Source organism: Streptacidiphilus albus JL83 (genome assembly GCF_000744705.1).
GTDB classification, from domain to species: domain Bacteria; phylum Actinomycetota; class Actinomycetes; order Streptomycetales; family Streptomycetaceae; genus Streptacidiphilus; species Streptacidiphilus albus.
In genome coordinates this window covers 4,108,626-4,123,131 of record NZ_JQML01000001.1, presented here as the reverse complement: position 1 = coordinate 4,123,131, position 14,506 = coordinate 4,108,626, and the positions used below count along the sequence as shown (strand labels likewise).

Annotated in this window: 11 protein-coding genes and 1 pseudogene; all 12 read left to right on the top strand. The window is 71.2% G+C overall.

The features are described from left to right. Nucleotides 1-39: 39 nt before the first annotated feature. Nucleotides 40-144: pseudogene (locus BS75_RS48320) on the top strand (NADH-quinone oxidoreductase subunit D-related protein); the annotation flags it as partial. After that, nucleotides 141-1,007, top strand: a complete 867-nt coding sequence (nuoE, locus tag BS75_RS17715) for an NADH-quinone oxidoreductase subunit NuoE (protein WP_231607813.1) — start codon at nucleotides 141-143, stop codon at nucleotides 1,005-1,007. The pseudogene BS75_RS48320 and the gene nuoE, both read left to right, overlap by 4 nt. Further along, complete coding sequence (gene nuoF, locus BS75_RS17710; protein WP_034088930.1) at nucleotides 1,004-2,380, top strand: NADH-quinone oxidoreductase subunit NuoF; 1,377 nt, start codon at nucleotides 1,004-1,006, stop codon at nucleotides 2,378-2,380. Before nuoE ends, nuoF begins: the two co-directional genes overlap by 4 nt. Continuing rightward, a complete protein-coding gene (locus BS75_RS17705) occupies nucleotides 2,377-4,887 on the top strand; it encodes an NADH-quinone oxidoreductase subunit G (protein ID WP_034088929.1) in 2,511 nt (836 codons plus the stop codon). The genes nuoF and BS75_RS17705 overlap by 4 nt, the downstream gene beginning before the upstream one ends. Further along, on the top strand, nucleotides 4,887-6,239 hold the full coding sequence (gene nuoH / locus BS75_RS17700; RefSeq protein WP_042438153.1) for an NADH-quinone oxidoreductase subunit NuoH: 1,353 nt from the start codon (nucleotides 4,887-4,889) through the stop codon (nucleotides 6,237-6,239). The genes BS75_RS17705 and nuoH overlap by 1 nt, the downstream gene beginning before the upstream one ends. Continuing rightward, complete coding sequence (nuoI, locus tag BS75_RS17695; protein ID WP_034088928.1) at nucleotides 6,229-6,846, top strand: NADH-quinone oxidoreductase subunit NuoI; 618 nt, start codon at nucleotides 6,229-6,231, stop codon at nucleotides 6,844-6,846. The genes nuoH and nuoI overlap by 11 nt, the downstream gene beginning before the upstream one ends. Further along, nucleotides 6,843-7,745, top strand: a complete 903-nt coding sequence (locus tag BS75_RS17690) for an NADH-quinone oxidoreductase subunit J (RefSeq protein WP_081982409.1) — start codon at nucleotides 6,843-6,845, stop codon at nucleotides 7,743-7,745. The genes nuoI and BS75_RS17690 overlap by 4 nt, the downstream gene beginning before the upstream one ends. Next, nucleotides 7,742-8,041, top strand: coding sequence for an NADH-quinone oxidoreductase subunit NuoK (gene nuoK / locus BS75_RS17685; RefSeq protein ID WP_034088927.1), 300 nt, complete (start codon nucleotides 7,742-7,744; stop codon nucleotides 8,039-8,041). The genes BS75_RS17690 and nuoK overlap by 4 nt, the downstream gene beginning before the upstream one ends. A gap of 19 nt (nucleotides 8,042-8,060) precedes the next feature. Next, nucleotides 8,061-9,980: an NADH-quinone oxidoreductase subunit L gene (gene nuoL / locus BS75_RS17680; protein ID WP_034088926.1), complete on the top strand. Its 1,920-nt coding sequence runs from the start codon at nucleotides 8,061-8,063 to the stop codon at nucleotides 9,978-9,980. After that, nucleotides 9,977-11,635: an NADH-quinone oxidoreductase subunit M gene (locus BS75_RS17675; RefSeq protein ID WP_042438152.1), complete on the top strand. Its 1,659-nt coding sequence runs from the start codon at nucleotides 9,977-9,979 to the stop codon at nucleotides 11,633-11,635. The genes nuoL and BS75_RS17675 overlap by 4 nt, the downstream gene beginning before the upstream one ends. Next, nucleotides 11,632-13,305, top strand: coding sequence for an NADH-quinone oxidoreductase subunit NuoN (gene nuoN / locus BS75_RS17670; protein ID WP_034088925.1), 1,674 nt, complete (start codon nucleotides 11,632-11,634; stop codon nucleotides 13,303-13,305). Before BS75_RS17675 ends, nuoN begins: the two co-directional genes overlap by 4 nt. Nucleotides 13,306-13,458: 153 nt before the next feature. After that, a complete protein-coding gene (locus tag BS75_RS17665; RefSeq protein WP_034088924.1) occupies nucleotides 13,459-14,484 on the top strand; it encodes a polyprenyl synthetase family protein in 1,026 nt (341 codons plus the stop codon). The last annotated feature ends 22 nt before the right edge of the window (nucleotides 14,485-14,506 follow it).

Below are 14,506 nucleotides of genomic sequence, written 5' to 3'. Positions count from 1 at the left end.
CGTGAGGGTGCGGGGGGTCGCTCCCCGCAGGGTTGGAGTACCAACCTGCAGTCCATGGCGGCGATGTGTGAGGGCGGACAGGTCGCGGACGTCATCGTCGCCGTGGCCGGGATCGACCCCGTGATGGGAGGCGTGGACCGGTGACCACCGACGAGAGCACGACCAGCCCGACCCTGCTGGGCCTGCCCCAGCTCCCCGCCCCCGCCTACCCGGCGGCGGTCCGGGCCCGGCTCGACCCGGACGCCCAGGAGCTGATCGACCGCTACCCGGAGAGCCGCTCGGCGCTGCTGCCGCTGCTGCACCTGGTCCAGGCCGAGGAGGGCTTCGTCAGCCGCAGCGGGATGCGCTACTGCGCCGAGCAGTTGGGGCTGACCACGGCCGAGGTGACCGCCGTCGCCACCTTCTACTCGATGTACCGGCGGCAGCCGGCCGGCGAGTACCACGTGGGCGTCTGCACCAACACCCTGTGCGCGGTGCTCGGCGGCGACCAGATCTTCGAGGAGCTGCAGCAGCACCTCGGCATCGGCAACAACGAGACCACCGAGGACGGCTCGGTCTCGCTGGAGCACATCGAGTGCAACGCGGCCTGCGACTACGCCCCGGTGGTGATGGTCAACTGGGAGTTCTTCGACGACCAGACCCCGGACAGCGCCAAGGCCCTGGTCGACGAGCTGCGCGCGGGCCGGGGCGGCGAGGTCAGGCCGACCCGGGGCGCCAAGCTGTGCAGCTTCCGGGAGACCTCCCGGATCCTGGCCGGTTTCCCCGACGAACGCCCCGGGGCCAACGACGAGTCCGGGGCCGGCGGCGCACCCTCGATGGCCGGGCTGCGGCTCTCCCGCGGCGAGGCCCTGCCCGGCGCCGGACCCCGGCGCGTGGTCGCCCCCCGCCACGAGGACGCGCCCGCCCATGAGGAAGCCCGCCGCCCCGAGGGCGCAGCTCCCGAGGGCGCACCCCACGAGGACGCGCCGCCGGAGGCCTCCTCAGCCCAGGAAGGAGCGGCCGAATGACCGCCGAGCACCCGGAGAAGCTGCTCTCCCCGGTCCTGTCCGCGAGCTGGGGCGACGACCGCCCCTGGACGCTGGACACCTACCGCCGCCACGACGGTTACCTGGGCCTGCGCGAGGCCCTGCGGTCGACCCCGGACGAGGTCATCGCCCTGGTCAAGGACGCCGGACTGCGCGGTCGCGGCGGTGCCGGCTTCCCCACCGGACTGAAGTGGCAGTTCATCCCGCAGGGTGACGGCAAGCCGCACTACCTGGTGGTCAACGCCGACGAGTCCGAGCCGGGTACCTGCAAGGACATCCCGCTGCTGTTCGCCAACCCGCACGCGCTGATCGAGGGCATGGTGATCGCCAGCTACGCGATCCGCTGCAGCCACGCCTTCGTCTACCTGCGCGGCGAGACCGTGCCGGTGCTGCGCCGGCTGCACGGCGCGGTCGCCGAGGCGTACGAGGCCGGCTACCTCGGCCAGAACATCCTCGGCTCCGGCTTCGACCTGGACATCACCGTCCACGCCGGGGCCGGCGCCTACATCTGCGGCGAGGAGACGGCGCTGCTGGACTCGCTGGAGGGACGGCGCGGCCAGCCCCGGCTGCGGCCGCCGTTCCCGGCCATCGCCGGCCTCTACGCCTGTCCGACGGTGGTCAACAACGTCGAGTCCATCGCCTCGGTGCCGAGCATCCTGCACCGGGGCAAGGAGTGGTTCCGCTCCATGGGCAGCGAGAAGTCCCCGGGCTTCACCCTCTACTCGCTCTCCGGGCACGTCACCAACCCCGGCCAGTACGAGGCGCCGCTCGGTCTGACCCTGCGCCAGCTGCTGGACATGACCGGGGGAGTGCGGGCCGGGCACCGGCTGAAGTTCTGGACCCCTGGCGGCTCCTCCACCCCGATGTTCACCGACGCCCACCTCGACGTCCCGCTCGACTACGAGGGCGTCGCCGCCGCCGGGTCGATGCTCGGCACCAAGGCACTGCAGATCTTCGACGAGACCACCTGCGTGGTGCGGGCGGTCACCCGCTGGACCGAGTTCTACGCCCACGAGTCCTGCGGCAAGTGCACCCCCTGCCGTGAGGGCACCTACTGGCTGGTCCAGCTGCTCCGCCGGATCGAGGCGGGCCAGGGCGTCGAGGGCGACCTGGAGAAGCTGAACGACATCGCCGACAACATCAACGGCAAGTCCTTCTGCGCCCTCGGCGACGGCGCCGCCAGCCCGATCTTCTCCTCGCTCCAGTACTTCCGCGCGGAGTACGAGCAGCACCTCGCCGAGGGCCGCTGCCCGTTCGACCCGGCGGCCGCCACCGTCTGGGCCGACGGCCGCCCGCGCGGCGGCTCCGCGCCGTCCACCCACCACACCGCCCAGGAGAAGGGGGTGCTTGCATGACCGTCACCTCGGAAGCTCCCGGTGCGGCCGCTGCCCCGCCACCGAAGGAGGAACTGCTCGCCGTCACCATCGACGGCGTCCAGGTCCATGTGCCGAAGGGCACACTGATCATCCGGGCCGCCGAGATGATCGGCGTGACCATCCCCCGCTTCTGCGACCACCCGCTGCTGGACCCGGTCGGGGCCTGCCGCCAGTGCATCGTCGAGGTCGAGGGCCAGCGCAAGCCGGTCGCCTCCTGCACCATCCCGTGCACCGACGGGATGGTCGTCAGCACCCAGGTCACCTCGAAGGTGGCCGAGAAGGCCCAGCACGGCGTGATGGAGCTGCTGCTGATCAACCACCCGCTGGACTGCCCGGTCTGCGACAAGGGCGGCGAGTGCCCGCTGCAGAACCAGGCACTCTCGCACGGACAGGCGGAGAGCCGGTTCGAGGGCGTCAAGCGCACCTACGAGAAGCCGGTGCCGATCTCCACCCAGGTGCTGCTGGACCGGGAGCGCTGCGTGCTCTGCGCCCGCTGCACCCGCTTCAGCGAGCAGATCGCCGGCGACCCGTTCATCGACCTGATCGAGCGCGGCGCCAACGAGCAGGTGGGCATCGGCGAGGGCGAGGACTTCCGCTCCTACTTCTCCGGCAACACCATCCAGATCTGTCCGGTGGGCGCGCTGACCTCGGCCGCCTACCGGTTCCGCTCCCGCCCCTTCGACCTGGTCTCCTCACCCGGGGTGTGCGAGCACTGCGCCTCCGGCTGCGCGGTGCGGACCGACCACCGGCGCGGCAAGGTGATGCGCCGGCTGGCCGGTGACGACCCGTCCGTGAACGAGGAGTGGACCTGCGACAAGGGCCGCTTCGGCTTCCGCTACGCCCAGTCCCGGGAGCGGCTGGAGACGCCGCTGGTCCGGGACGAGACCGGCGTGCTGGTCCCCGCCTCCTGGCCGGAGGCGCTGGCCGCGGCCGCGGCCGGGCTGGCCGCCGCGCACGGACGCGCGGCGGTGCTGGTCGGCGGCCGGTCGACGGTGGAGGACGCCTACGCCTACGCCAAGTTCGCCCGGGTCGCGCTGGGCACCAACGACGTCGACTTCCGGGCCCGGGTGCACAGTGCCGAGGAGGCGGACTTCCTCGCCTCGGCCGTGGCCGGGCGCGGGGTGGACGTCGGCGGCGGCCCGCACCACCACGGCCTGAGCTACGAGCAGTTGGAGGCCGCCCCGGCGGCGCTGCTGGTCGGCTTCGAGCCCGAGGAGGAGTCGCCGATCGTCTTCCTGCGGCTGCGCAAGGCGGCTCGGACCCGGCGGCAGCAGGTCTTCTCGATCGCCGCCTACGGCACCCGGGGCCTGCACAAGCTCGGCGGCGCCCTGCTGCCGGCCGCGCCCGGCACCGAGACCGAGTGGCTGGAGGCGCTGGCCGAGGGCGACCCGCTGGACGGCGACGCCGGACGCGCGGCCGAGGCGCTGCGGCAGCCCGGCGCGGTGGTGCTGGTCGGCGAGCGGCTGGCCGGGGTGCCGGGCGCGCTGAGCGCGGCGGTCCGGCTGTCCCGGGCCAGCGGTGCCCGGCTGGCCTGGATCCCGCGCCGGGCCGGCGAGCGCGGCGCGGTCGAGGCCGGCGCGCTGCCCGGCCTGCTGCCCGGCGGACGCCCGGTCACCGACCCAGAGGCGCGCGCCGAGACCGCCGCCGCCTGGGGCATCGCCGGCATTCCGGCCCGGTTCGGCCGCGACACCAACGGCATCCTCACCGCCGCCGCCAACGGCGACGTCGAGGCGCTGGTGGTCGGCGGGGTGGACACCGGCGACCTGCCCGACCCGGCCGCCGCCGAGGCGGCGCTGGACCGGGTCGGCTTCCTGGTCAGCCTGGAGCTGCGGCCCAGCGCGGTGACCGAGCGCGCCGACGTGGTGCTGCCGGTGGCGGCGGTGGCCGAGAAGGCCGGGACCTTCCTGGACTGGGAGGGCCGGGTCCGGATGTTCGAGACCGCGATCAAGGCCGACCAGCTGACCCGGCGTCATCTGAGCAGCGACCTCCGGGTGCTGCACATGCTGGCGGACGCGCTGGACCGGCACCTGGGCCTGCCCGACCTCACCGCGGCCCGCCGGGAACTGGACGCCCTGGGCGCCTGGTCCGGTGCCGGGCACGCGCCGCTCGACCCCCCGGCCGAGCAGGCCCGTCCGCTGCCGCGCCCCGGCGCGGGCGAGGCGGTGCTCGGCGGCTGGCGGATGCTGCTGGACAACGGCTCGCTGCAGGAGGGCGACCCGGCGCTGGCCGGCACCCGCCACCCGGCGGTGGCCCGGCTGTCCCCGGCCACCGCAGCCGAGGTGGGCGTCGCCGACGGTGCGCCGCTCTCGCTCTCCGGACCGGCCGGCTCGGTCACCCTGCCGCTGGCGATCACCCCCGACCTGCCGGACCGGGTGGTCTGGATCCCGCTCAACTCCACCCCCGGCGGCGCCACCCGCGCCCTGGGCGTGCTCCCCGGCCGCGTCGTCGGACTGGCCCAGGCCCCGACCACCCTGGAGGTGAACTGATGGCGGCTCAGGCAGCCCTGCTCGCCGCGACCGAGGACCTCTCGGTGTTCGGCACCGACCCCTGGTGGCTGGTGGTCGTCAAGGCCGTGTTCTGCTTCGCCTTCCTGGTCGGCACGGTGCTGATCGCGATCGTCTGGGAGCGCAAGGTCGTCGCCTGGATGCAGTTGCGGATCGGCCCCAACCGGCACGGTCCCTGGGGCATGCTGCAGAGCCTCGCGGACGGGGTGAAGCTGGCCCTCAAGGAGGACCTGGTCGTCACCGCCTCCGACAAGGTGGTCTACATCCTGGCCCCGGTCATCTCGGCGGTCCCGGCCTTCATGGCCTTCGCGGTGATCCCCTTCGGACCGGCCGACCACGAGATCTCGATCTTCGGCACCCGGACCACGATGCAGCTCACCGACTTCCCGGTGGCCATGATCTACGTCCTGGCCATCGCCTCGATCGGGATCTACGGCATCGTGCTGGCCGGTTGGGCCTCGGGCTCGACCTACCCGCTGCTCGGCGGGCTGCGCTCGGCCGCGCAGATGGTCTCCTACGAGATCGCCATGGGCCTGTCCTTCGCGGCGGTCTTCCTGGACTCCGGGACCATGTCCACCTCCGGGATCGTCGCCGCCCAGCAGCACACCTGGTTCGCGCTGCTGCTGCCGGTCAGCTTCATCATCTACATCATCTCGATGGTCGGCGAGACCAACCGGGCGCCGTTCGACCTCCCCGAGGCCGAGGGCGAGCTGGTCGGCGGCTTCAACACCGAGTACTCCTCGCTGAAGTTCGCGATGTTCATGCTGGCCGAGTACATCAACATGGTGACCGTCTCGGCCGTCGCCAGCGTGATGTTCCTGGGCGGCTGGCGCGCGCCGTGGCCGATCACCGCCTTCTGGGCGGGCGCCAACCACGGCTGGTGGCCGATGCTCTGGATCGTCATCAAGATCCAGCTGCTGCTGTTCTTCTTCATCTGGCTCCGCGGCACCCTGCCCCGGCTGCGCTACGACCAGTTCATGAAGCTGGGCTGGAAGGTGCTGATCCCGGTCTCGCTGGTCTGGCTGGTGCTGGTCGCCACGGTGCGGACGCTGCGGAACCGCGGCACCCACTACACCGACCTGGTGCTGGTCAGCGTCGGCGCGATCCTGGCGGTGGTGCTGCTGTCGATCGTCTGGGACACCCTGCGCAACCGCCGGGCCCCCGAGGAGACCGCGCCCGAGCCGGAGTTCGACGCCATGGCCGGCGGGTTCCCGGTGCCGCCGCTGCCCGGGCAGCAGTTGCCGCCCACGCCGCGCCGGCCCTCCCGGATCCCGCAGCCCGTTTCCGCAGCCAACGTTTCCGCACTGAAGGGAGGAGACGACGATGCCCAGTGATGACTCGTCCGAGCGTTCCTCGTTCGGACTGGGCCCCGCCGCCGGCTTCGGCGTGACCTTCACGGCCATGTTCAAGAAGCGGCTCACCGAGCAGTACCCGGAGTACAAGAAGCCCACCGCGCCCCGCTTCCACGGCCGGCACCAGCTGAACCGCCACCCGGACGGGCTGGAGAAGTGCATCGGCTGCGAGCTCTGCGCCTGGGCCTGTCCGGCCGACGCCATCTACGTGGAGGGCGCGGACAACACCGACGAGGAGCGCTACTCGCCCGGCGAGCGCTACGGCCGGGTCTACCAGATCAACTACGCCCGCTGCATCCTCTGCGGACTCTGCATCGAGGCCTGCCCGACCCGGGCGCTGACGATGACCAACGAGTACGAACTCGCGGACAGCAGCCGGGAGTCGCTGATCTACACCAAGGAGCAGCTGCTGGCCGGCCTGACCGAGGGCATGGTCGAGTCCCCGCACTCGATCTTCCCCGGGACGGACGAGGGCGACTACTACCGGGGCGCGGTCACCGAGGCCGCGCCGGGCACGGTCCGGCAGGTGGCGGTCAGCAAGGGCGAGACCGCGGAGACCGGGCCCAAGGCCGAGGGGGCGTCGGCATGAACGAGCTCGCCGTCCCGCTGACCGGGGCCGCCTCCACCGGTGAGGCCGTGCAGTTCTGGGTGCTCGCGGTGATCGCCGTGGCCGGAGCGCTGGGCATGGTGCTCTGCCGGAAGGCGGTGCACTCCGCGCTCTGCCTCGCGGCCACCATGCTGGCCCTGGCCGTCTGCTACCTGGCCGAGGGCGCGGTCTTCCTCGGCGTGGTCCAGATCGTCGTCTACACCGGCGCGATCATGATGCTCTTCCTGTTCGTGGTGATGCTGGTCGGCGTGACCGCCGAGGACGCGGTGAAGGAGCCGCTGAAGGGCCAGCGCGTGGCGGCGGTCCTCGGCGGCCTCGGCTTCGGGGCGATGCTGATCGTCGGCATCGGCAACGCCGGGCTGCGCACCTTCACCGGCGTCGGCGCGGCCGACGCGGCGGCCGGCGGCAACGTCCAGGGGCTGGCGCTGCGGATCTTCAGCCAGTACGTCTGGGCCTTCGAGGTCACCGGCGCGCTGCTGATCACCGCCGCGATCGGGGCGATGGTGCTGACCCACCGGGAGCACACCGAGGAACGCCAGTCCCAGCGCGAACTCGCGGAGCAGCGGGTCAGGTTGGGAACCCAGATCACCCCGCTGCCGGCCCCCGGCGTCTACGCCAGGCACAACGCGGTGGACATCCCCGGCCTGCTGCCGGACGGCAGCATCGCCGAGTTGTCGGTCAACCCGACGCTGCGGGCCCGGGGCCAGATGCGCGACGTCAGCGGCGACATGCTGCGACGGATGGACGAGCTGGAGGCCGGCACCGCCGAATGGCTCGATCGCAAGGCGCCGAAGCCGCGCACCAGCTCGGAGTTGACGAACCTTCAGAAGACGCCCGCAGCTCCCGTCGTACCCGGTGAGAACGGAGGGGCCTCCGAGTGAACCCCGTCAACTACCTCTATCTGGCGGCCCTGCTGTTCACCATCGGCGCCACCGGCGTGCTGGTGCGGCGCAACGCCATCGTGCTGTTCATGTGCGTGGAGCTGATGCTCAACGCCTCCAACCTGGCCCTGGTCACCTTCTCCCGGCTGCACGGCAACCTGGACGGGCAGATCATCGCCTTCTTCACCATGGTGGTGGCCGCCGCCGAGGTCGTCGTCGGACTGGCGATCATCGTGAGCGTCTTCCGCACCCGTCACTCGGCCTCGGTCGACGACTCCAACCTCATGAAGCTGTAGCGGCGGAGGCTGACTGACCGTGGACAATCTCATCCCCGTACTGGTCGCGGTGCCCCTGGCCGGAGCCGCCGTGCTCCTGCTGGGCGGACGCCGCCTGGACGCCTTCGGCCACTGGCTCGGCGTCCTCGCCTCCACCGCCTCCTTCGCCGTGGGGCTCACCCTCTTCTTCCACATGCTCGGGCAGCCGGTCGGCTCGCGGGCGGCCCACATCACCCTGTGGACCTGGGTGCCGGTCAACGGCTTCCAGGCCCCGGTGGGCTTCCAGCTCGACCAGCTCTCCATCGTGTTCGTGCTGCTGATCACCGGTGTCGGCTCGCTGATCCACCTCTACTCGGTGGGCTACATGGAGCACGACGAACGCCGCCGGCGCTTCTTCGGCTATCTGAACCTCTTCCTGGCGGCCATGCTGCTGCTGGTCCTGGCCGACAACTACCTGCTGCTGTACGTCGGCTGGGAGGGCGTGGGCCTGGCCTCGTACCTGCTGATCGGCTTCTGGCAGCACAAGCCCAGCGCCGCGACCGCCGCCAAGAAGGCCTTCCTGGTGAACCGGGTCGGCGACCTGGGACTGTCGATCGCGATCATGCTGATGTTCAGCACCTTCGGCAGCTTCACCTTCGGCGCGGTCTTCCCGAACGCGGGCCACGCCTCGAAGGCGACGCTGACCGGCATCGGGCTGATGCTGCTGCTGGCCGCCTGCGGCAAGTCGGCGCAGGTGCCGCTGCAGTCCTGGCTCGGTGACGCGATGGAGGGCCCGACCCCGGTCTCGGCGCTGATCCACGCGGCGACCATGGTCACCGCCGGCGTCTACCTGATCACCCGTTCCGGCGCGATCTTCAACCTGGCCCCGACCGCCCAGCTGGCCACGGTCTGCGTGGGCGCGGTGACGCTGCTCTTCGGTGCCATCGTCGGTTGTGCCAAGGACGACATCAAGAAGGCCCTGGCCGGATCGACCATGTCGCAGATCGGCTACATGATCATGGCGGCCGGGCTCGGTCCGATCGGCTACGTCTTCGCCATCATGCACCTGGTCACCCACGGCTTCTTCAAGGCCGGGCTGTTCCTCGGGGCCGGCTCGGTGATGCACGGGATGAACGACGAGGTCGACATGAGGAAGTACGGGGGGCTGCGCAAGTACATGCCGCTGACCTTCGTCACCTTCGGCCTCGGCTATCTGGCGATCATCGGCTTCCCCGGCCTGTCCGGCTTCTTCTCCAAGGACAAGATCATCGAGGCGGCCTTCGCCCGCGGCGGCACCGAGGGCTGGATCCTCGGCACGGCCGCCCTGATCGGGGCCGGCGTCACCGCGTTCTACATGACCCGGGTGATGCTGATGACCTTCTTCGGCGAGAAGCGCTGGGTCCCCACTCCAGACATCAGCGGCTCCGCCGCGGGCGAGGCCCACCCGCCGCACCCGCACGAGTCCCCGAAGACCATGGTGGTCCCGATGGTGGTGCTGGCCTTCGGCTCGGTCTTCGCCGGCTGGCTGTTCTCGCTGAACAGCTCCTTCGTCAACTGGCTGACCCCGGTCACCGGTCACGAGGAGGGCCACTCCCCGCTGACCTCGCTCAGCGTCACGCTGATCTCCATGGTGGTGATCGCGCTCGGGGTGCTGGCCTCCTGGCTGATGTACGGCCGCCGCCCGGTGCCGGCCACCCCGCCGCTGGGCTCGCTGCTCACCCGGGCCGCCCGGCGCGACCTGCTGCAGGACGACTTCAACCACGTGGTCCTGGTCGGCGGCGGCGAGCACCTCACCCGCTTCCTGGTCTACCTGGACGCCAAGGGCTTCGACGGCGTGGTCAACGGCGTCGCCGCCCTGGTCGGCGGGGTCTCCGGACGCGCCCGCAAGCTGCAGACCGGCTATGTCCGCTCCTATGCGCTGTCGATGTTCGGCGGTGCGCTGGTGCTGGTGGCCACGACTCTCCTGATGAGGTCGATGTGAGCTCCTTCCCGCTGCTGACCGTGACCGCCGCGCTGCCGGCCGTCGGCGCGGTCCTCACCGCGGCCCTACCGGCCGCCACCAATCCCCGGCGACGCGACCTCAACAAGATCATCCCGCTGGCGCTCTCGCTGGCGACGCTGGCACTGTCCATCGTCATCGCGGTCCGCTTCACCCCCGGCGGGGCGCACTACCAGTTCACCGAGTCGCACCCGTGGATCGCCGACTTCGGCATCGGCTACAGCCTGGGCGTCGACGGCATCGCGGTGGTGCTGATCCTGCTCACCGCGGTCCTGGTGCCCTTCGTGATGCTGGCCTCCTGGCACGACGCCGACCCGGTCGCCAACGACGCCGGCACCTTCGAGCGCAGCCGCCGGACCCAGGGCTTCTTCGCCCTGATCCTGGCGGTCGAGGCGATGGTGGTGCTCTCCTTCGAGTCCACCGACGTCTTCCTGTTCTACGTGTTCTTCGAGGCCATGCTCATCCCGATGTACTTCCTCATCGGCGGCTTCGGCGACCGCACCCAGGGCGAGGACGCCAAGCAGCGCTCCTACGCGGCCGTCAAGTTCCTGCTCTACAACCTGCTCGGCGGACTGATCATGCTGGCCGCGGTGATCGGGCTCTATGTGATCACCGCCCAGCAGGGCATCGGCACCGGCGGCCACGGCACCTTCGACCTGCCGACCATCACCCGGGCGCTGGCCAGCGGCAAGCTGCACTTCTCGCCGGTCGCCGAGAACGCGCTGTTCCTCGGCTTCATGTTCGCCTTCGCGGTGAAGGCCCCGCTCTGGCCGCTGCACACCTGGCTGCCGAACGCCATGGGCGAGGCCACCCCGGGCGTGGCGGTGCTGATCACGGCGGTGGTCGACAAGGTCGGCACCTTCGCGATGCTGCGCTACTGCCTCTACCTGTTCCCGAACGCCTCCAGGACCTTCGCCCCGGCGATCCTGGTGCTGGCGCTGATCGGGATCATCTACGGGGCGCTGCTGGCGGTCGGTCAGAAGGACATCAAGCGGCTGATCGCCTTCGCGTCCATCTCGCACTTCGGCTTCATCATCATGGGCATCTTCGCGATGACCTCGCAGGCGCAGGCCGGGGCGACGCTCTACATGGTCAACCACGGCATCTCGACCGCGCTGCTGCTGCTGGTGGCCGGGTTCCTGATGTCCCGTCGGGGCAGCCGGCTGATCGGCGACTACGGCGGCGTCCAGAAGGTCGCGCCGATCCTGGCCGGGACCTTCCTGATCGGCGGTCTGGCGACGCTGTCGCTGCCCGGACTGGCGCCCTTCGTCAGCGAGTTCCTGGTGCTGGTCGGCACCTTCACCCGGTACCCGGTGATCGGCATCATCGCCACCATCGGCATCGTCCTGGCCGCGCTCTACGTGCTGGTGCTCTACCAGCGCACCATGACCGGTCCGGTCAAGGCCGCGGTCAGCGGCTTCCGTGACCTCCGGGCCCGGGAGCTGGTGGTGGTCACCCCGTTGATCGCGCTGCTGCTGGTGCTCGGCGTCTACCCGAAGCCGCTCACCGACCTGGTCAACCCGGCCGTCAACGCCACGCTCTCCGCCGTCCAGCGGACCGATCCCGCCCCCGCGCACCCGGTCACCGCGACCGGCACCACGGGGACGACAACCACCACGACCGGAGGCGGACAGTGAGCAGCGCGCCGAGCGCCGTCCACAGCCTGTGGACACTCGCCGACTCGTCGACGTCCTCGACCATCGGCACCTTCACCCAACCGCACGTCCAGTACGCCCAGTTGTCGCCGATGCTGATCGTCACCGGCGCGGCCGTGCTCGGCATCCTGGCCGAGGCCTTCGTGCCCCGGAAGGGCCGCTACTGGACCCAGATCGGCATCGCCCTGACCGGACTGGTCGCGGCCTTCGTGGCGATCGTGCTGCTGGCCGCCGACGGCTACGCCGGGGCCAAGGCCGACCTGGCCGTCCAGGGCGCGGTCGCGGTCGACGGTCCTGCCCTCTTCCTCCAGGGCACCATCCTGCTGATCTCGATCGTCGCGGTGCTCGGCTTCGCCGAACGCCGGCTGGAGACCGGGACCGCAGCCAACGGCGCCCCGGTCGACGCCTTCACCCCGCAGGCGGCGGCGGTGCCCGGCAGCGACGCGGAGAAGTCCGCCGTCCGCTCCGGCTTCGCCACCACCGAGGTCTACCCGCTGACCATGTTCGCCGTGGTCGGGATGCTGCTCTTCCCGGCCGCCGGCGACCTGCTGACCATGTTCATCGCGCTGGAGGTCTTCTCGCTCCCGCTCTACCTGCTCTGCGCGCTGGCCCGCCGCCGGCGGCTGCTCTCGCAGGAGGCGGCGGTCAAGTACTTCCTGCTCGGGGCGTTCTCCTCGGCCTTCTTCCTGTTCGGGCTGGCGCTGCTCTACGGCTACGCCGGCACGGTCTCGCTCAGCGGCATCGCCGCGGTGGTCTCCGGGACCGAGTCGCCGGTCACCCCGGCCCTGGCCAACACCACCGGCAACGACGCGCTGCTGCTGATCGGGATGGCGATGATCGGTGTCGGCCTGCTGTTCAAGGTCGGCGCGGTGCCCTTCCACTCCTGGACCCCGGACGTCTACCAGGGGGCGCCGACGCCGGTCACCGGCTTCATGGCGGCCGCCACCAAGGTCGCCGCCTTCGGTGCGCTGCTGCGCCTGCTCTACGTGGCCTTCCCCGGCCTGACCTGGGACTTCCGTCCGGTGATGTGGGGCGTGGCGATCCTGACCATGGTGGTCGGCTCGATCATCGCGGTCACCCAGACCGATGTGAAGCGGCTGCTGGCCTACTCCTCCATCGCCCACGCCGGATTCATCCTCACCGGCGTGATCGCGATGAACAAGGCCGGGATCTCCGCGGTGCTGTTCTACCTCGGCGCCTACTCCTTCGTGACCCTCGGCGCCTTCGCGGTGGTCACCCTGGTCCGCGACGCCGGCGGGGAGGCGACCCACCTGTCCCGCTGGGCCGGGCTCGGCCGGCGCTCGCCGCTGGTCGCGGCGGTCTTCGCGCTGTTCCTGCTGGCCTTCGCCGGGATCCCGCTGACCAGCGGCTTCGCCGGGAAGTTCGCGGTCTTCCAGGCCGCCGCCGCCAGCGGGGCGACCCCGCTGGTGATCGTCGGTGTGCTCTCCTCGGCGGTGGCGGCCTTCTTCTACATCCGGGTCATCGTGCTGATGTTCTTCTCCGACCCGCGACCTGACGGCCCGAGCGTCGCGGTGCCGAGCGTCTTCACCGGCACCGCGATCGCGCTCGGGGTGGCGGTCACCCTGGTGCTCGGCATCCTGCCGCAGTACTTCCTCCACCTGGCCGGTCAGGCGTCCGTCTTCATCCACTGACGGCGGGCATCGGCCCCGAAGTCCGGCCCGGCGTGGCGCTTGCCACGCCGGGCCGGAGCATTGATCATCTCTTGACCGGATACGCTGCTCAGGATGGCAGTAGCGGCTCGGGAAGAAGCCGTGTGACCGACCACAGCGACAGGAGAGTTCCCGGTGACCGTCGTGGGGCCCTTGGGGCTGAGCGTGCAGGACCAGGCACTGGAAGCGGACGTCCTCCTCGGCATGGCTGCCGTGGAGCAGGCGCTGTGTGAGGCCACCAAGAGCGATGTGCCGTTCATCACAGTGACCGCACAGCATCTGCTCGACGCCGGGGGCAAGCGCTTCCGTCCGCTGCTGGTCCACCTGGCCGCCCAGTTCGGCGATCCCAACGCGCCCGGGGTGGTTCCCTCCGCGGTGGTGGTCGAACTCACCCACCTGGCCACGCTCTATCACGACGACGTCATGGACGAGGCGTTGATGCGGCGCGGCTCGGCCAGCGCCAACGTCCGCTGGGACAACTCGGTGGCGATCCTCACCGGCGACTTCCTCTTCTCCCGGGCGTCGAAGATCCTCGCCGGGCTCGGCCCGGAGGCGGTCCGGCTGCAGGCCGACGCCTTCGAACGGCTGGTCACCGGCCAGATCCAGGAGACCGCGGGCCCCGGTCCCGGTCAGGACCCGGTCCAGCACTACCTCGACGTCCTCTCCGGCAAGACCGGCTCGCTGATCGCGGTGGCCTGCCACTTCGGCGCGCTGATGTCCGGCGCCGACGAGGACGTGACCGAGGTGCTCACCCAGTACGGCGAGCGCATCGGTATCGCCTTCCAACTCGCCGACGACATCCTCGACATCGCCAGCGACAGCGAGGAGTCCGGCAAGACCCCCGGCACCGACCTGCGCGAGGGCGTGCCGACGCTGCCGGTGCTGCTGCTCCGGGCCGCCGAGCCCGACCCCGCCGTCCCCGGCGACCTCCGGCTGCGCGAGCTGCTGGACGCCGGCTTCGCCCCCGCCGTCCCGGACGCCGACGCCCGGCACGCCGAGGCACTGCTGCTGCTGCGCGCCCACCCGGCGCTGGCCCGCGCCCGCGAGGACACCCTGCGCTACGCCGAGGCCGCCCGCGAGCTGCTGGTCCGGCTGCCGGACTGCTCCGCCAGGTCGGCCCTGGAGGGCCTCTGCGATGCGGTGGCGCTCCGCACGATGTGACGGCGGGTACCGCGCACATCGG